The organism is Pontibacter sp. 13R65 (assembly GCF_047525655.1).
GTDB lineage: Bacteria > Bacteroidota > Bacteroidia > Cytophagales > Hymenobacteraceae > Pontibacter.
On sequence record NZ_JBLIQL010000029.1, the window covers coordinates 1 to 18,909 of the forward strand.

At 46.2% G+C, this 18,909-nt stretch carries 15 protein-coding genes; 7 read left to right on the forward strand and 8 right to left on the reverse strand.

Annotation, left to right across the window (positions count from 1 at the left end):
- Positions 1-662, reverse strand: a 662-nt coding sequence (locus tag ACMA1I_RS21180) for a galactokinase (RefSeq protein WP_337070480.1), incomplete at its 3' end; no start/stop codon positions are given.
- 252 nt (positions 663-914) lie between these two features.
- The gene (locus ACMA1I_RS21185; protein WP_337070481.1) at positions 915-1,964 is read right to left on the reverse strand and encodes an aldose epimerase family protein; all 1,050 of its coding nucleotides are present in this window, start codon (positions 1,962-1,964) and stop codon (positions 915-917) included.
- Between the two features lie 727 nt (positions 1,965-2,691).
- On the opposite strand from ACMA1I_RS21185, the gene ACMA1I_RS21190 reads away from it, so the two are divergent.
- Entirely contained in the window at positions 2,692-3,978 is a 1,287-nt protein-coding gene (locus ACMA1I_RS21190; RefSeq protein WP_337070482.1) for a citrate synthase, read from the forward strand.
- Between the two features lie 411 nt (positions 3,979-4,389).
- Here the strand turns inward: ACMA1I_RS21190 and ACMA1I_RS21195 are convergent, their stop codons facing one another.
- Complete coding sequence (locus ACMA1I_RS21195) at positions 4,390-6,318, reverse strand: OmpA family protein (protein WP_337070483.1); 1,929 nt, start codon at positions 6,316-6,318, stop codon at positions 4,390-4,392.
- Between the two features lie 8 nt (positions 6,319-6,326).
- The gene (locus ACMA1I_RS21200) at positions 6,327-6,983 is read right to left on the reverse strand and encodes a 7-carboxy-7-deazaguanine synthase QueE (RefSeq protein ID WP_414703961.1); all 657 of its coding nucleotides are present in this window, start codon (positions 6,981-6,983) and stop codon (positions 6,327-6,329) included.
- 249 nt (positions 6,984-7,232) lie between these two features.
- On the opposite strand from ACMA1I_RS21200, the gene ACMA1I_RS21205 reads away from it, so the two are divergent.
- The 4 genes from ACMA1I_RS21205 to thrC all read left to right on the forward strand — a co-directional run bounded on the left by ACMA1I_RS21205 (position 7,233) and on the right by thrC (position 11,156).
- A complete protein-coding gene (locus ACMA1I_RS21205; protein WP_337070484.1) occupies positions 7,233-7,355 on the forward strand; it encodes a hypothetical protein in 123 nt (40 codons plus the stop codon).
- 104 nt (positions 7,356-7,459) lie between these two features.
- Complete coding sequence (locus ACMA1I_RS21210; protein ID WP_337070485.1) at positions 7,460-8,884, forward strand: aspartate kinase; 1,425 nt, start codon at positions 7,460-7,462, stop codon at positions 8,882-8,884.
- Positions 8,881-9,843, forward strand: coding sequence for a homoserine kinase (locus ACMA1I_RS21215; RefSeq protein ID WP_337070486.1), 963 nt, complete (start codon positions 8,881-8,883; stop codon positions 9,841-9,843). Before ACMA1I_RS21210 ends, ACMA1I_RS21215 begins: the two co-directional genes overlap by 4 nt.
- A complete protein-coding gene (gene thrC / locus ACMA1I_RS21220; protein WP_337070487.1) occupies positions 9,840-11,156 on the forward strand; it encodes a threonine synthase in 1,317 nt (438 codons plus the stop codon). Before ACMA1I_RS21215 ends, thrC begins: the two co-directional genes overlap by 4 nt.
- A 74-nt stretch (positions 11,157-11,230) precedes the next feature.
- Here the strand turns inward: thrC and ACMA1I_RS21225 are convergent, their stop codons facing one another.
- Together ACMA1I_RS21225 and ACMA1I_RS21230 are read right to left on the reverse strand one after the other, a co-directional pair.
- A complete protein-coding gene (locus ACMA1I_RS21225) occupies positions 11,231-11,374 on the reverse strand; it encodes a hypothetical protein (RefSeq protein WP_337070488.1) in 144 nt (47 codons plus the stop codon).
- 99 nt (positions 11,375-11,473) lie between these two features.
- Entirely contained in the window at positions 11,474-12,838 is a 1,365-nt protein-coding gene (locus ACMA1I_RS21230; RefSeq protein ID WP_337070489.1) for an alginate export family protein, read from the reverse strand.
- 766 nt (positions 12,839-13,604) lie between these two features.
- Here ACMA1I_RS21230 and ACMA1I_RS21235 point away from each other — a divergent pair.
- Both ACMA1I_RS21235 and ACMA1I_RS21240 read left to right on the forward strand, forming a co-directional pair.
- Positions 13,605-15,065: an ATP-binding protein gene (locus ACMA1I_RS21235; protein WP_337070490.1), complete on the forward strand. Its 1,461-nt coding sequence runs from the start codon at positions 13,605-13,607 to the stop codon at positions 15,063-15,065.
- Positions 15,066-15,074: 9 nt separating this feature from the next.
- On the forward strand, positions 15,075-15,725 hold the full coding sequence (locus tag ACMA1I_RS21240) for a response regulator transcription factor (protein WP_337070491.1): 651 nt from the start codon (positions 15,075-15,077) through the stop codon (positions 15,723-15,725).
- A 154-nt stretch (positions 15,726-15,879) separates the two neighbouring features.
- On the opposite strand, the gene folD is transcribed toward ACMA1I_RS21240, so the two are convergent.
- A complete protein-coding gene (gene folD, locus ACMA1I_RS21245; RefSeq protein ID WP_337070492.1) occupies positions 15,880-16,761 on the reverse strand; it encodes a bifunctional methylenetetrahydrofolate dehydrogenase/methenyltetrahydrofolate cyclohydrolase FolD in 882 nt (293 codons plus the stop codon).
- Positions 16,762-16,933: 172 nt separating this feature from the next.
- Positions 16,934-18,718: a translation elongation factor 4 gene (gene lepA / locus ACMA1I_RS21250; RefSeq protein ID WP_337070493.1), complete on the reverse strand. Its 1,785-nt coding sequence runs from the start codon at positions 18,716-18,718 to the stop codon at positions 16,934-16,936.
- Positions 18,719-18,909 lie beyond the last annotated feature (191 nt).

Genomic DNA, 18,909 nt, shown 5'->3' on the forward strand with positions numbered 1-18,909 from the left:
CGGGTGTTGTACTCCGAGGAGGCCAGCGAGTGCTTGACCTGGGTGTCGAGCAGCACGATGCGGTAGTCGTCGAGGTCGGAGGGGTAGTACTCGTAGGCCAGGGAGCGGCAGTCGAGCTTGACCACGTGCCCGCGCTTGCCGAACATGCTGGCGAACTGGTCCATGATGCCGCACATCACCCCGGCGTACTCGTGCTCGGCCTTCTGCGCCATCTTCACGAGGTCGAACTTCTCCACCCCTAGCTGGTACATCTGGTTCAGGGCAAAGGCCAGTCCGCACTCTACCGCCGCCGAAGAAGACAAGCCCGCCCCTATCGGAATGTTGCCGCCAAACACCAGGTCAAAGCCTTTGATCTCGTGGCCGGCCTTCTGGAACTGCGCCACCACCCCAAGCAGGTAGTTAGCCCAACCAAGCTGGCTCGGTTCCACCTGGGTCAGGTCGAAGGTAGCGCTCTGGTCCATGTCGAAGGAGTAGGCCTGGAAGGTTTGGGTACCGTTGGAAGCCACCGCAAAGTAAATTTCTTTGTTAATGGCAGCCGGAAGCACAAAGCCTTCGTTGTAATCAGTGTGCTCGCCTATCAGGTTTACGCGGCCAGGAGAGCGGAACAATGCAGGTTCCTGCTGGTATAGCGAAATAAATTTCTCTTTAATTTGATCTATCATAATGGTTGCTTTGTGGGCTGCCAATGCGTTTTTTATACTGATACGTTTTCAGATAAAAGTTTTACGGTCAGGTTATTTACTCCTCCTAAATTATTCTAATGAAAATGACCTTCCAGAGGCTTTAATTTAATTTGGAACGTAAGGCTCTTATGTAACGGACTCTTTTATGAAGCCATTTCTAATCCATTAAAGGAGTTAACGCCTCCATTCTATCTAAAAAATTAGGTGTAAGAAAACAGGCTTTGTGTTAAATCAAGCGCCAGCTTTTACTGAAAACTTGTAGATAGTGGTGTGGTCGTATATTTCGCCGGGGTGAAGAATTGCAGAAGGGAATTCCGGATGATTTGGTGCATCAGGAAAATGTTGCGTTTCCAGGCAAAGGCCGCATTGCTTTATAAAAGCTTTACCGTGCTTGTCCTTCACGGTGCCATCCAAGGCATTACCGGTATAGAACTGCACGCCGGGCATTGTCGTGAACACTTCCATAAAGCGCTCACTTTCCGGATCCAGCACAGAGGCGATAAATTTAAGTGAGCCGTCGGCGCTTGGTACGATGTAATTATGGTCGTAGCCGCCAGGCACTTGGTCTATACTCTCTCCTATCACATGCTGTGTCCTAAAATCCATTGGAGTACCTTCTACTTGTTGGATCTCGCCGGTTGGCACCTGGGTATCGTCTACGAGTGTATAGGCATCAGAGGTGATCTCCACCACATGATCCAGGATTAGCTCCGATTTACCAGCCGTCAGGTTAAAATAGCTATGATTAGTTAAATTAACTGGTGTAGCCTTATCTGTCTGTGCCTGGTAGTGAATTATAAATTCGTTGTTCTCTGACAGAGTATAGGTAATCGATGTTTCCAGATTACCAGGGTAGCCTTCTTCTCCATCAGGACTGGTATAGGTTAACTTTATACCATTTTGCTCCGGTAACTCCTCTGCCTGCCACACTTTTTTATCGAAACCAGACAAACCACCGTGTATGTGGTTAGCTCCTTTATTCGCAGCCAGTTTATATTCCTGACCATCTATCGTAAACTTTGCATTTTTTATACGGTTGGCGAAACGTCCTACAACAGAGCCAAAGTAAGGCTGCTTCTGCAGGTATCCTTCCAGCTCCTCAAAACCCAAGGCTATTTCTCCTGCTTCGCCATTCTTATCGGGGGTAACAATGGAAGTGATAATAGCGCCGTAATTTGTGATTTTCACCACCATGCCTGCCTCGTTCAACAGCGTATAGAGATTTACCTCCTGCCCACCGGGCAATGAGCCGAAACGCTCTATTTTTATGTCTGATTTCATCTATTTCTTTTAATTGGAGATCCGAAAAAGTTTAGTTAACTAATCCAAACAACTAATTAAGTTAGTTCTGCTATAACTCCCAAATCATGTACCTAAATATTACTGCATGCGCATTATTATTTTCATTTACTATCGTTGGCATTGGCAAATAAGCTAAGGCAGAGTACTGCTCTTAAAACTATGGTACTGCTCCTCCCAAAACACTACTCCTTGCGGGTTTTCTTCTTCTCCTGATGCTTCAGAGCTTCAATTCATGCACATTATCTAACATCTGTTTGTTTGTTAGCGGCTTCTTTTTAAATTATAATTAAAAACCTACACCTAATCTTCCAGCGGATTTTTTTAATAAAATAGATATACACGCTTACTGAGTAAAATTACTTATAACCAAAGTACATTATTTTTGAAATTACAATACGCAACAACCTCACCTACACTAACATAACACAAAACTTACATTCATACCACCTTTGTATCAAACATTAAGTAGTGTTATCTTTTGGGTTATCAGAAAAATAATTAATACCCTGCTGCTTTACCCGGTTTAATATTAAAAACCTCGCATTCCAGCTCAATTCGCCCTTGTTTTCTAAAGGCACTTTTCCGTTGCACTGTTCTCATGTATATATTTTACCAGATAAATACCGGGTTAATTTCATTTTAATACATTTTTACATAATTTCGCTCTTACTAGAGATACAACCACGGACACATAAAAAACTCACTCATGTCAGATTTCGCTGAACTAATACTTGAAGGTAAATCCTACAAGCTACCGGTAGTAGTAGGTACTGAAGATGAAAAAGCAATCGATATTTCTTCTTTAAGGGCAGAATCCGGATATGTTACCCTGGATTCGGGCTATAAGAATACAGGTGCCACCACCAGTGCCATCACCTTTCTGGATGGCGAAGAGGGAATCCTCAGCTACAGAGGCTATCCGATAGAGGAGCTGGCAGAAAAATCAAGCTTTATTGAAGTATCTTATTTACTCATCTACGGTTCACTTCCAACTGCTCAGGAGCTTGATGCTTTCAGCAATCGGATTAAGCGACACACGCTGGTGAACGAAGACATGCGTAAAATTCTGGATGGTTTTCCGTCTGCGGCACACCCAATGGGTATTTTATCAGCACTCGTTAGCTCGCTAACTGCTTTTTATCCAGAGTCGCTTAAGTCTAACCAGACAAAAGAGGAGATGGATCTTTCTATTATTCGTCTGATGGCTAAACTTTCTACCATCGCGGCCTGGTCTTATAAGAACTCTGTTGGGCACCGAATAAATTACCCTAAAAACAGCCTCGACTATTGCTCCAACTTCCTACACATGATGTTCTCTTACCCAACAGAAGATTATGTGGTGAACCCGGTTGTAGTGGATGCGCTGAACAAACTCCTGATCCTGCACGCCGACCACGAGCAAAACTGCTCTACTTCTACGGTTCGTCTGGTAGGTTCGGCACACGCCAGCCTTTACTCTTCTGTATCTGCCGGTATCAGTGCACTGTGGGGCCCGCTGCATGGTGGTGCCAACCAAGCCGTAATTGAGATGCTGGAGCAAATTAAAGCCGACGGAGGCGATTCACAGAAATTTATAGCCAAGGCTAAAGATAAAAACGATCCTTTCCGATTGATGGGCTTCGGACACAGAGTGTACAAAAACTTTGATCCGCGTGCCAAAATCATTAAGAAAACAGCTGATGACGTGTTGTCTGCTTTAGGCATTCAAGATCCGATCTTGAACATTGCCAAGGAACTGGAGGAGGCTGCCCTCACCGATCCTTATTTTATAGAGCGTAAGCTGTACCCGAACGTTGACTTCTACTCTGGCATTATATACAGAGCTTTAGGCATTCCTACCGAAATGTTTACCGTGATGTTCGCCCTTGGCCGTCTTCCAGGATGGATTGCACAGTGGAAAGAAATGCGTGAGCAGAAAGAGCCGATTGGCCGTCCGCGTCAGATCTATATTGGTGAGAACACCCGCCAATACGTTCCGATCGAGGAAAGATAGTATTTTAGAAATTAACTGCCGAAAGGCAACTTTGATACACGCAAAGCCCGTGAAGTTCTTCTGTAGCAGGAAGTACTTTCCGGGCTTTGTGGCTTTTGCAGCACCCTGTTCAGAAGCTTCTCTACCTAACTCTTCCAAAGAGCAAAACGCCTCCGGAATTGCTTTTTTAATTGAATAATGGATTGCTATTTGTTGTTTGCTAGATGGTTAGATGGCTGATCTGATGAGGAGCAGTAATGCCTGGCAGTATGTGCAGTTCCTGCGAGTGTCTTATGCGCAAAGTAGAAAGCTGAGAGCGGCCTGAGAAAATCTAATATCTAACACCTATTGTCTTATATCTCTTAAAAGCCTCTGGAAGGCCAAATTCATTAGAATAATTTGGTGAGACGGTGTAAAAGTTTGCCTGCTACCTTACAACACCCGCATTTCTATTCTGCGGTTCAGGCTGCGGTTTTCTTCGGATGTGTTAGGTTGTTTCGGTTTTGTTTCACCGTAGCCCTTGGCACGGAGACGATCTTTACTGATGCCTTTGCCCGCCAGATAATCGGCTACAGATTTGGCTCTTCGCTCAGATAATACCTGGTTGGCATCGTCTGAGCCAACATCATCGGTATGGCCGGCAATCTCGATCTTCATCTCTTTATTTTGCTCCAGAAACCCGATTACCTTATTCAGCTCTGTTTTAGAATCCTGCACCAGGGCATATTCTCCTGTATTAAAAAATATGTTGTTTAACACTACTGCTGCTCCGGTGCTTATTGGGTCAAGGTATACATTTAGGGCAAGTGGCTTTAGCGCCTTGGCAGAGGTATAGTCAAAGCTGAGGCTGTTCATCATATAAGAGGGCGCACTCACATACAAAGCATATTTTTTCCCCTCGGCCAGCACCACGGTATACTCTCCCGAAACCTGATCGGAGCTTACCTGCTGCACCAGCGAGTCTGCCTTCACATCGTAAAGCTGAATAGTCGCTTTCAATGGCTTTTTAGTTCGGTTATCGAACACACGGCCTTGTGCATAGGTACTTTTCTCGCTGCTCTTCCAGGCTTCGGGCACTTCAAAACTGTACATCAGAATAGAAGGAGAGCCCGTATCTGCCGTTACTCTTCTGGAGTAATAACCGGTGGTATTGTCGGGGGTAATAAACACGGAGCCTTCGTCGGCATGTGTATTGAGCGGGTAGCCCATATTCTGCGGCTCCTCCCACTTACGGTCTGGTTTGAGCGCAGTTTTGAACACATCAAGGCCTCCCATGCCCTGGTGGCCATCGCTCACAAAGTAAAGCGTAGAGCCGCTGGCATGAATAAAAGGAGCCATGTCGCGACCAGGTGTGTTAATGGGCGCCCCAAGGTTAGTTGGTTTTTCCCAGCTGCCGTCCTCGCGCATGTGCGTTACCCAAATATCTTCTTTCCCTTTACCCCCGCTTCTGTTGGAAGTAAAATACAAGGTTCTGCCATCGGCTGAGAGGCTGGGCTGCGATTCCCACGCTTTGGAATTCACGGTATAGCCCATGTTCTTCGGCCTACTCCATTCATTTCCGGTCCGGAAGGAGATGTAGAGGTCGCAATCGCCCTGGCTATCGGGTCGGTTACAGGAAGTAAACACCAATGTTTTGCCATCGCCGGAAATGGTAGCCGCCCCCTCGTTGGCTGTGGAGTTAATAGCATCGGAAATAGAAACAGGTGCTTGCCACTCCCCTTCCTGCCACTTGCTTATATAAATATTCTCGTCCTGATCCGGCCGGGCGCTCAGGCGACCTGTGTAGATAAGGTGCCGCTGATCGGCTGTGGTTGACGGAAAATACTGCAGGCCAAAGCGGTTTACCACCCCCGGCAGCTGCACGGGATTAAACGGCACTGGGCTGAGCATGGCTTGTATGGCATACTCGCTGGTTTTGATTTGCTGTCGGGCCAGCTCTACCAGCTTAGGGTTTCGGGGCTTAGATTTAAGAAAAGCATCGTAGTTGTTCTTTGCTTTTTCGTAGTTTCCCTTTTCAAAATAAAGCTCTGCCAGGTCGAAATAACTATTCTGCAGAGCCGGGTTAAACGACAAGAGGGTAAGTCCTTTTTCAAGGTACACAAAGGTGGCTGCTTTATCGCCCATAGACCTGGTAAGGCCGGCGGCTTTTAAATAAGCCTCGGCAAAACCAGGGTCTTTAGCGGTAGCCTCGTCCAAGGCATCGAGGGCTTTTTTAAAATTACGCGCCTTGGCATACTCATCGGCTTTATAGTACAGACTTTGCGCCTTTTTGGAAGTAGTGCTAAGCGTACTTGTTTGGGCATAGGTGCTGTTACTGATGCAGGTAAATAACAAAAAAACGATGAGCAGTATTTTGTACATAGGGAGTCTTATGGTATGTCCATGTATTTATGTGTCTGCAAAGACACGCGCCATTTTGGGTTATTTTTAACGTACTCCACTATCTGAGGCATCAGTTGCTCTGCCTTGCTCCATTCTGGCTGCAGATAAAGCCTTGTTTTGGCTCCTACCTTGGCAGCATGTTCCTCAGCCCAGGCAAAATCACTTTTGTTAAAGATAATTACCTTCAGCTCATCGGCATACGGATAAACAGAAGCATCCGGTGCTTTAAACTTTTTTGGAGACAGGCACACCCAATCCCAAAAACCGCTGATAGGGTAAGCACCCGATGTTTCTATAAATGTTTGAATACCCTTTTCCTGCAGCTGCGAGGTAAGCGGGTTCAGGTTATAGAGCAGGGGCTCACCTCCAGTAATTACAACCGCCTTTCCCGGAAACTGTTCGGCTGTTTTTACAATTTCTTCGATCTCTGTTAAAGGGTGCAGTTCCGCATCCCACGACTCCTTTACATCGCACCAGTGGCAGCCCACATCGCAGCCGCCCAGCCGAATAAAATAGGCGGCGCAACCTGTGTTGGCACCCTCTCCTTGTATCGTATAAAAAGCCTCCATCAAGGGCAGTCTGCTCCCATCTTTGGGAACCTGGTGAATAGAGGCTGTTTTTATTGGTTTAATTATATCTAACATATTCATTTTAAGGCACAAAACATAGGTTACAGCACCTTTTTTATTCAGTAACTAAAGGAAATAATGTTTGCCCAAAAGGCAGAACCTGCAATTTAGCATAAATATGCAACATACCGTGAAGGTGGTTCTGTTCCTGTTTTTTGCGATTATATTAAAGAGTTTGCCCCATCAATTGGGATATTTACAACCAACAGGGGCTATATTTTTGCAATTGTTTAAATTAATGTAGATATTGGCTCCTCAAAAAAAATGAAAAATTTTCGGAACATACCTATTTCCCGTGCCACACCTGCCATTGGCACCCCCTCCGGGCCTATTCTTTCAGAGGCGATTAGCCACGCTGGAATTAATCCGGGGATTATTACCCATTAGGGGGTTCACGTAAAATTTTCATCCAGCCTTATCGCCTTTCGGGGCCTCTTTAGCCGATCTCAGGGCCTAATTATATATTCTTTAAAACATCAGAACCATAAACTATGCTGGTTTTAAAATTTGGTGGAACATCTGTCGCCAACGCCAAGGCAATCTCACAAATCGCTTCTATTCTTACCGAAAAGAAAGATGCTACCCGTATGCTGGTGGTGTTATCGGCCATGTCCGGCGTAACAGACATGCTGATTAACTGTTTCCAGAAAGCGGCAGCACACGACGACTCTTACCAGGAGGTGCTGCAGTTGCTGGAAACTAAACACATGGAAGCTATTGAGCAACTGGTACCGATTAACCTTCAGATTAACATTAAGGGCAAAATAAAATTGCGCTTACGCGAACTGGAGGATATGTGCAAAGGTGTTTACCTGTTAGACGAAATCAGCGACAGCATTAAAGCCCGCGTGATGAGCTATGGAGAGCTGCTTTCTTCGGCCATTGTTTCGGAGGCTTTTCAATACCAGGGTTTACCGAATATCCTAATAGACAGTCGCCATTTTATATTTACGGACAACAACTACCTGAATGCAAAGGTAGACCTGAAAAAAACCTATGAGCAGATACAGCAGCACCTGCCTGAGGCTGCGCTTATTATAGCGCCTGGTTTTATTTCCAGCTCCACCACCGGCAAAACCACGGTGCTGGGCCGTGGCGGCTCCGACTACAGCGCCTCTCTTTATGCGGCTGCCATGAACGCAGAAAAGCTGGAAATCTGGTCTGATGTAGACGGCATGTATACCACAGACCCCCGCAAGGCTAAATCGGCCTACTCTATTCCGGAGCTGAGTTATGAGGAGGCTATGGAGCTGGCTTATTTTGGGGCTAAAGTTTTGTACCCGCCCACCATTTACCCTTTGGTGGCAGCTAAAATTCCGTTGCAGCTGAAGAACACTTTTAACCCGACTCACAAGGGCACTTTGATTACCGAAAAAGCGACGCCAGGAAACCAGATCATTAAAGGTGTATCCTGCATCGATCATATTGCCATGCTTACCTTAACAGGCAGTGGCATGGTAGGTGTACCGGGTATTGCCATGCGTATGTTTAAGGCTGTGGCAACCGAGAGTATTAATATTTACTTTATCACGCAGTCTTCTTCGGAGCACAGCATCACCATTGGCCTTACTCAAGGCGAAGGAACACATGCTTTGCAGGCACTGGAACATGAGTTTGCAGAAGATATCCGAACAGGAATTCTGGATCCGTTGAACTTAGAGGCGCCCATGAGTATTATAGCTTTAGTAGGCAATGGTATGATAAAGCAGCCAGGTATTGCAGGAACAACTTTCTCTTTGCTGGGCAGCAACGGCATAAACATACGGGCTATAGCACAGGGAGCCACAGAACGTAACATTTCGTTTGTGGTGCAGGCCGAAGATGCCCAAAAAGCAGTAAACCTGCTGCACGACAGTTTTTTTCTTGCCAAACCAGACATGTCTGCATTTGAGATGGCACAACAAGTAGAATCATGAATAATTCAGAATTTATAAAAGCGTACGCACCTGCCACTGTAGCCAATGTTTGCTGCGGGTTCGATGTATTAGGCTTTGCCATGGAGCATCCGGGCGATGAAGTTTGGGCACGAAAAAAAGAAACTCCGGGCGTAATTATCACCTCGATAACTGGTGTAACAGGCCTCTCTCTCGATCCAACTGATAATGTTATTGGGGTAGTGGCGCAAAAAATGCTCAACGACCTGCAGGTGCCTTATGGAGTGGAATTGCAACTCCACAAAGGTTTGCCAGTGGGCAGTGGACTGGGCAGTAGCGCGGCCAGTTCGGCTGCGGCCGCCTACGCAATGAATGAGCTATTAGGCAAACCATTCACTACGCAGGAACTGGTAATTTACGCTATGGAAGGCGAACGCAAGGCCTCCGGGTCAGCGCATGCCGATAATGTAGCACCCTCTTTATTAGGTGGATTTGTGTTGGTGCGCAGCTACGAGCCGCTCGACATTGTACCATTGGGTGTGCCGGTGGAGCTCTACTGCACTGTGGTTCACCCGCAGGTGGAGCTAAAAACTTCCCTTGCCCGCAGCATCCTCAAAAAAGATATTCCTTTGCAGAAAGGTATACGGCAATGGGGTAACTTGGCCGGCCTGATTACCGGGCTTCTGAAAGGAGATTATAGCCTGATTGGCAGAAGCTTACACGACGAGATATTTGAGCCGGAGCGCTCTGTGCTGATACCACTTTTTAACCAGGCTAAAGCTGCCGCCATAAGTGCAGGCGCCTTAGGCTGCGGTATTTCCGGATCAGGTCCTTCTATCTTCGCTCTTTCGGCTACTGAACAACAAGCTTTGGCCGTGCAACAGGCCCTGGAGCAAGTGTACGGTAGCAGTGGCATCGAACTGAAATCTTATGTAACGCAGGTGCCCGAGCAGGGAGCACGCCTTATAGAACAAACCATATTACAACCCGCACAAGCATGATATTCTATAGTACCAATCGCCAGTCGCCGGACATGAGCTTCAGTCAGGCTGTGATCAAAGGTTTACCACAAGACAAAGGATTGTTTTTTCCGAAACAGATTCCAGTTTTACCTGCTTCCTTTTTTGAAGCACTACCAAACTTGAGTCTTCCTGAGATTGCTTATGAGGTGTTAAGCCCCTATACAGCGCCGGATTTGGAAGTGGAACAACTTAAAACAATCTGTGAGGAAGTATTTACTTTTCCTATTCCGCTGGTGCCGTTACAGGATGGTATTGCTGCCCTGGAGCTTTTCCATGGTCCGACCTGCGCGTTTAAGGATGTTGGAGCCCGTTTTATGTCCCGTTGCCTGCAGGCCTTCTCCAAAAGCGGTAGCCCGGTAACTGTACTTGTTGCTACATCTGGTGATACGGGCAGTGCTGTTGCCAACGGCTTTTTGGGAGTAGCTAACATTGAAGTGGTTATTCTATACCCAGAAGGCGGAGTAAGCGACATCCAGGAAATGCAGTTTACCACGCTCGGTCAGAACATTACGGCTATTGCGGTTAGAGGTACCTTCGACGATTGCCAGAGTCTGGTAAAGCGGGCTTTTTCTGATGAGGAACTATCGAAGGAGATGCAACTGTCTTCTGCCAACTCTATTAACGTGGCACGTTGGTTGCCGCAAATGGTTTATTATTTCCATGCATGGGGCCAATGGAAAAGACAAAACCCAGATGCAACGGATATTACATTTGCTGTTCCAAGCGGCAACTTTGGTAACCTGGCTGCCGGCTTATTAGCCAGACAAATGGGTTTACCAATAGCCCGCTTTGTGGCTGCCACTAACCGTAACAAAATTGTTCCAGAATACCTTGAGAGTGGTGTTTACACGCCTGCTCCATCAGTAGCCACCATCGCTAACGCCATGGATGTTGGAGCTCCTAACAATTTCCCGCGCATACTGGAGCTATTCGGCAACGATTATGATTCCCTGCTCCAGGTAGTCAAAGGATTCTGGACAGAGGATGAACCTGTTAGAGAAGTGATCCGGGAGGTAAACCAGGAGCAAAACTACCTGATGGACCCACACGGAGCCATTGGGTATATGGCGCTGAAAAAGTATCTGCCAGAGCAAAAAACAGCAGGCATTTTCCTGGAAACAGCACACCCTGCCAAATTTAAACAGACAATTGAAGACATTATTGGTACTAAATTAGCATTGCCAGAGCAGCTGCAGGCGTTCCTGAACAAGCCAAAGCAATCTATCAGCATCAACAACGACTTTAGCGAAATGGCTTCGGTGTTAAAAGAGCAACACAGAGTAAAGGCCTGATTTTTCTCCTTAAGAAGTAAATAAAAGCCTTAGGATGATCTATCGTCCTGGGGCTTTTATTTATCAGTAATGGCTTAATAATCCGGTATATCATCCGGCAAATCAGTGCCATCTGCAACTGTGGTTGTATTGTAGCTGCATGAGTTAAGGATGGCAACCAAACCCAACACCAGCAGAACCGCCAGCATCGAGGATATAATGGAAAGTGGACGTTGCATACTTTTTCGTTTTTGTTCAGGATTAATTGGGGAGAAGAAAGGCTGCCAGTAATGCGCCCTCACCTGCAGCAATTAATAAGTAAGAGATAGAGAACAGGCTTATTTTGGCAGAAAATTTGGCTTAATGTTAATCATCAGATAAGCCCAATTTGCTTGTTTATCAGCGTTGGCTACATTTTTTACTGCCGGAGAAGCGAGTGTGGAAGAGGCAAACAAGGTGGAGTACCCTGCTTCTAAACCTATGGCATTTGTAATAGTAGAGCTCAGCACCAGATCCAGCTCTGTGCCAAAGTTACGGTTAAGGCTCACACTTTCTGGATTTAGCACATTGTTTGGCGAGACAAACTGATGTGCATCAAGAGCAACACTTAGCTTATCTGTTACCTTATAACGGCTTTTAAGGTAGTAATTCACGAGGCCGCTTTTCCCGAAGCCATCAGCCACATAGAAATAGTCCATATTGCCCCAGAACTTATGTGGGGTACCATATAGCGGATCGAACTGTCGGTTTACACCATCTGTTACGGATGGGTTATTGCCAGAGGTGTAGTCTATGCCAGGGCCAATAATGAACTTTGGCGAAACAGTATAGGTGGCTACAGCAGAAAGAAGACTGGCCGATAATTTGTTGCCATCTTTGTCTTTTCCTTGCTGCAAATAGGCGCTGGCTGTAATACCTAAATTCTGAAAGGGTGTGGCAGTAACAAAAGCACCAGTAGTCAGGCGACTCCAGCTCCCCTGCCCCCAAACGCGAGCACCGCTCTCTAGTTGATATTTGTTAAAATCATCTTTTAGAAACAACAGCGAGGCACTCCCTTTCTGGAATTTGCGCCCTGCATACAAGAACTGCATAGACTTATACATGGTGCCAATTCCATTTGTTCCTGCACCATAAGCGGCCGGTATGCCGTTGTAAGGAGTACCTGTCTTACGCTCCTGGTTTTGGTTAAAAGCAAGTCCCAGGTGCCCTATCCAGCCCTGATGCTCCAGTTTGAGCAAAGCCAGGTCGTGGCGGCGGCCCTGCTGCAACCAGTCGAGGTTACCAAGCAAGCGCGAGTCATCGTAAACGAGCTCCTGTCTTCCTATTTTTAAAGAGAAGTTATCTATGGTGGAGCTGGTATCGAGGAGCATAATTTCGCCCCAAGCCTCATGCACCATCAGCCCGTTGTTAGCATCTAGCGTAATTCTGTTTATGCTGGAAGCATCCTGCCCCCACACCCGCACATCCTGAACAGCAGAAAATAACTTAAATCTGTGTCCTGTATAGTTCATCTGTAGCCGGGTGCGTTGAGAGGTAAAAAAGGCTGGCTTTGCCTCCTGCGCAGATAAAGAGCCCTGCCCGTCCCGTACCTCAGACCTGGTGCGAAGCTGGCCGGAAAGAGAGAATTGGGCATGAGCAAGGTTACTGCACACCATTCCCAGCACTAACCCGCCAAGTAGTTGGCTTAGTAGCTTTTTCTTCATAAATTTGAAATAGTTTTAGGTTAGAAATAATTTAAAATGAGCATTTATTAATAGCCCTGGGGATTGGCCGATCTTCCAGGGCTTTTTTTATCAGCGTAAATCTATCCACCTAGTTTACAATCTCACCTATCCTGCTATTAGTTAAAATTAAGGAGATATTTCACTTAAAACCTTAATAGCAAAACTCCCTACCCTTATGTGAGTAATATTACTTATTTTTATCTAATACACCTAAATATAACGAGCACATTTTTTATGTTTATTACTTTTTTTCTATATACCCCCTTTAAAACAGAGGAGGTATGTAAAATTTATTAAATTTATGAATAAATTAAAAATTCTTGATAAAACACAAACTATAGTTTTTATAAATACTAATAGCACCCAAAAATGAAGCGGCTAAAGAACATAAACTTAAAACTGGTGAAGAAGCATATAACTTCACCAGTTAAAGTTTTTGATTTGAAGTCATATAAGAAGATAAGCCAAAAAAAGTATGTAGGAGATTCCTAAGCATCAGCTGGATAAGTCAGTTATTGTTGATCGCAAGGCAAACTACCCGAAAAGATAATAATCATCAACAACTAAAAGATACAGCCAGAATCTTCAGGTAAAGTAGCGCTACAGAGCTATATGAAACTTAAAGCAGCTCTCCTGCTAGTGTATACATACCAAAACAAAATAAAGTAGGACCCTATTTGCAAAGAAACTTGCTGTTTGGCTTCCTAAACCTCATATAAAAACATCGACTATCCACTAAACGCCTATGCGCAAATCTGCTGACCGGAACATAGCCCGCAAAATAACCCGCCTTTACCTACTGGCACTTACTGCGGTTGCCCTGTTGTCTGTAGGCGGACAGATAATCATGCAGCATTCTCTCAAAAGTCAAATCAGCGATTCCAGAGTTATAAACATAGCAGGGCGGCAACGTATGCTGAGCCAGAAAATTTGCAAAACGGTACTCCTGCTTGGCAACCAGTCCGACAATTCACAAAAGCGCACTTACCTGACAGACCTGGAAGAAGCACTGGAGCTATGGCAAGATAGCCATGAGGGCCTGAAAAGCGGCTACCTGGACTCTATTGCCACACCTGTTATTAACAGCGACACCATAAATAGTATGTTTGAACAGATAGCTCCCTTTTATGAGGCAATCATAACAAATGCAAACGCTGTTAAAGACTACCATCAACAATTAAACCTAACTTCCTCCCCACCCCCCGTTACCTCCTCCCTTCGCACGATACTGCAACAGGAGCGGGCCTACCTGCAGGCAATGAACCAGATCGTGTACCAGTACGATGCAGAGGCCTCCCGCAGAGTGTACGCCTCGCAGCAAATGGAACTGATCTTGCTCTTCTGCACGCTGGGTGTATTGCTGCTCGAAGGCTGTTTCGTTTTCCGGCCTGCCGTGAATCAACTTCAACACACCATCAAACTTCTTGTACAATCGGAGAGGCAAACCCAACAGGTAAACAACGAGCTTGTGCAGGTAAACCAATCGCTAGAAGAAACAAAGGAGGCCCTACTCGAAGCTACGAGTCAGAAATACAGGCAGGAGATGAATGAACAGAAACTGCGCTCGGCTTACCTGATAGAAGGACAGGAAGAAGAAAGAAAGCGCGTGGCACGCGAAATACACGATGGTTTAGGCCAGATGCTGACCGCCATGAAATTCGGCATCGAAAAAATGGGGGATGCTGTTGCCGATATACCCACGGCTCAGCAAAACCTTGCCGACCTGCGTAACCTGGTAAGCCAGACAATTTCGGAGGCGAGAACCATCTCATTTAACCTGATGCCGGCTGTGCTCAGCGACTTTGGTATATCCTCAGCCCTAAAGCTACTCACGTCTCAGGTTGCTGGCAGTGCAGGCATACACGTAGCTTTCAAAACCAACTGGAATGGCAAGCGCCTCGATAAGAACGTAGAAATAGGGCTTTATCGCGTGTGTCAGGAAGCGATGCACAATGCCGTAAAATATGCCGGAGCCAAAGAGATAGCCGTTGAACTAGTGGGCAACAAGAAATACATTCAGCTGAAGGTAGTGGACAAGGGACGCGGATTTGACTACAACAAATTAACTCTTCAACCAGACATGACCGGACCAGCCCACGGCATCAGCAACATGAAGGCCCGGGTCGAAATGATGAACGGGCAAATAGACATACTCGCCAAACCTGGTAAAGGCACTCATATTCAAGTGAAAATTCCGCTTAACTAAAAAAGAAACATGGAGAAGATAAAAATATTACTGGCCGATGATCATACTATTGTCAGAAACGGCATCAGGTCGCTGCTGGAGGACTTGGCAGATGTAGAGATTGTGGGAGAAGCACAGGATGGTGCAGAGGCTATAGAGAAGGTAAAGGAACTTGTCCCTGATGTATTGATGATAGACATAGCCATGCCGGTGATGAACGGTTTGGAGGCAGCCGCCCAAGTAAGCAAACTCTATCCTACCACCCGCTGCCTGATGCTCTCTATGCACAACAACGAAGATTACATTCTGAAATCGGTGGAGGCGGGCGCTTTTGGCTATTTACTCAAAGACACTACGCGCGATGAAATGGTGCGGGCCTTGCGGACTGTTGCCAGCGGCGAGAAATACTTCAGTCCTTCGGTGTCAAATATCATCATAGCCTCCTACCTGCAGAAGGTAAACGAAACAGAAAAGAGTACAGTTAAGAAATCGAAGTTATCGAAACAGGAAAAAGTTATTCTTAAGTTTATAGTAGATGGCTCTAACAGCCGCGAAATTGCCGAGAAGTTGAATCTGAGCGTACGCACCGTAGACAATCACCGAGCCAGTATGATGAAGCGGCTCAGCGTAAAAAACGCAGTAGAACTAGTTCGAAAGGCCCTGGATGAGAATTTGGTGTAGCTTCTTCAATTACGTTAAATTCTCTTTAAATTCTTCTAATGAAATCAGCCTTCCAGAGCATTTTTCTCCTTTCTGAAGCTTAGGGTTAATTCTCAAAAGAAAGGCCTCACGAACTAATCCAAAGTCGTGAGGCCTATTCAATTATCTTTAATACCTAAGCGTATACCTCTTTCTTAGCAGCTTTCAGAGTGTTTTTAAGAAGCATGGCAATGGTTAAGGGACCAACACCACCTGGCACAGGCGTAATGTAACTGCATTTCGGTGCAACCTCGTCAAAATTCACATCGCCTTTCAACCTGAAGCCAGATTTTCGGCTTTCGTCCGGAACGCGTGTTGTTCCTACGTCTATCACTACGGCACCTTCTTTTACCATGTCGGCTGTTACAAACTCAGGCTTACCGATGGCAGCGATAACAATATCCGCCTGACGGGTAAATGAGGGCAGATCTACAGTGCGGCTGTGGCACATCGTAACGGTGCAGTTTCCAGGGTAAGCACTCTTCGCCATTAGGATGCTCATTGGCGACCCCACAATGTTGCTGCGGCCAATCACAACGCAGTGCTTGCCTGATGTTTCGATCTGGTAACGCTCCAGCAGCTGCAGGATGCCGGCAGGTGTGGCTGGCAGGTAAGCAGGCAAGCCAGCTACCATACGCCCAACGTTCGTTGGGTGAAACCCGTCTACATCTTTCATCGGATCAACAGCCTCCAGCACCTTCTCCGCATCGATGTGCTTTGGCAGGGGCAACTGCACAATAAACCCATCTATCTGCGGGTCATCGTTCAGCTCTTTTATTTTGTTTAACAGCTCCTCTTCGGTAATGGTCTCTTCGTAGCGAAACAGCGAAGATTCAAAGCCTACGCGCTCACATGCCAGCACTTTGTTATTCACGTACGTTACAGAACCGCCATCATTTCCTACAAGAATAGCTGCCAAATGAGGCACTTTGCCACCTTGTGCTTTAATCTCGGCTACCTCAGCAGCAATTTCGTTTTGTATGGCTTCAGATGTTTTTTTACCGTCGAGCAGGGTCATTTTACTAGTTAAGAGTTTTGAGTTAAAAATTATGAGTTGTAGTGGATAAGAAGGAGTAGCTTAAAGGACATGTATTATTTTTCCTTTCAATACTGCCCTTAGCTGAGCAATAAAGCTACTATATAAATTACAAGCCCCAACATGCAGGCATATTGGGGCTTGGGTATTGAATTTAGTCTAATTTGAGCACAGCTAGGAAAGCTTCCTGTGGAATTTCCACGTTGCCTACCTGGCGCATGCGCTTCTTACCTTTCTTCTGTTTTTCGAGGAGCTTACGCTTACGCGATATGTCACCGCCGTAGCACTTAGCCAATACGTTTTTACGCATGGCTTTCACGGTTTCGCGGGCAATGATCTTCTGGCCAATAGCGGCCTGAATAGCGATCTCGAACATCTGGCGTGGCAGCAACTCACGAAGCTTTTCGCAAAGGCGTTTGCCCCAGTCGTAGGCTTTGTCGCGGTGAACAATAGCCGATAGGGCATCCACCTTCTCGCTGTTCAGCATGACGTCGAGCTTCACCATGTTTGAAGCCCGGAATCCGATCAGTTCATAATCGAGGGAAGCATAACCACGCGAAATGGTTTTCAGCTTATCGAAAAAGTCGAACACGATCTCCGCCAGTGGCATCTCAAAGGTCATCTCTACCCGGTCGCTCGTTAGGTAGGTCTGGTTCTTCAGAATACCACGCTTATCCATACATAGGGTAATAATAGGCCCTACAAATTCAGATTTAGAAATAATCTGTGCCTTAATAAAGGGCTCTTCTATATGATCGATGTAATTCGGCTCCGGCATTTCGGAAGGAGCGTTCACTTTAATCATATCACTTTTGGTGGTGTAGGCGTGGAACTGCACCGATGGCACGGTTGTAATAACCGTCATATCGAATTCGCGCTCTAGGCGCTCCTGCACAATTTCCATGTGCAGCATGCCTAGGAACCCACAACGGAAACCAAAACCAAGCGCCGCCGAAGTCTCTGGCTCCCACACAAGAGAGGCATCATTTAACTGCAGTTTCTCCATAGAAGAGCGCAATTCCTCGTACTCACTTGTTTCTACCGGGTAAATACCGGCAAATACCATTGGCTTCACATCCTCAAACCCCTGAATAGACTCTCCGGGTTTTTCAACGTGCGTAATCGTATCGCCAACTTTTACTTCTTTCGCGTTTTTGATGCCCGAAATCAGGTAGCCCACATTACCAGCACCCATTTCTTTGTGCTCCTCCTGGTTCAGTTTCAGCACCCCAATTTCGTCGGCTTCGTACGTTTTGCCCGTGTTAATAAACTTTACCTTCTCCCCTTTCTTAAGCGTGCCGTTAAAAATGCGGAAATATACCTCTATACCTCGGTAAGAGTTAAACACGGAGTCAAAGATAAGCGCCTGTAAGGGAGCGGCAGGGTCTCCTTTCGGAGCAGGAATACGTTCGCAGATCGCGTTCAGTATTTCTTCTATGCCAATGCCAGCCTTACCGGAAGCATGAATAATATCATCTACTTCACAGCCAATCAGTTCTATAATCTGGTCCGACACCTCCTCCGGCATAGCGTGTGGCAGGTCAATCTTGTTTAGCACCGGAATAATTTCCAGGTCGTTGCCAATAGCCAGGTACAGGTTCGAAATGGTCTGAGCCTCAATACCCTGCGATGAGTCCACGATCAGAAGCGCGCCCTCACAGGCGGCAATCGAACGCGACACCTCATACGAAAAGTCGACGTGACCGGGAGTGTCGATCAGGTTCAGTACATAGTCTTCGCCTTTGTAGCGGTAGTTCATCTGGATGGCATGGCTTTTAATCGTGATACCACGCTCACGCTCCAGGTCCATGTTGTCGAGCAATTGGTGCTGCATTTCACGCTCTGCTACAGTTTGGGTAAACTCCAGCAATCGGTCTGCCAGGGTACTTTTACCGTGGTCGATGTGGGCAATAATGCAGAAATTACGGATGTTCTTCATATAGTATCAATACGAAAACAAAGTTAAGAATATTCTGCTCAAATCGTTTTATTAAGCGAACGTTAAAATTTGAGTTATGCAACAGCAGCAGAATTTCGCGGGGCCACTTTAACTTAAATAGGCTTGTAATGCGGTAAAGCTCACACTCCCATATCTCCAGGTAAGTTTACCTGCACGCATTAGGCCGATTA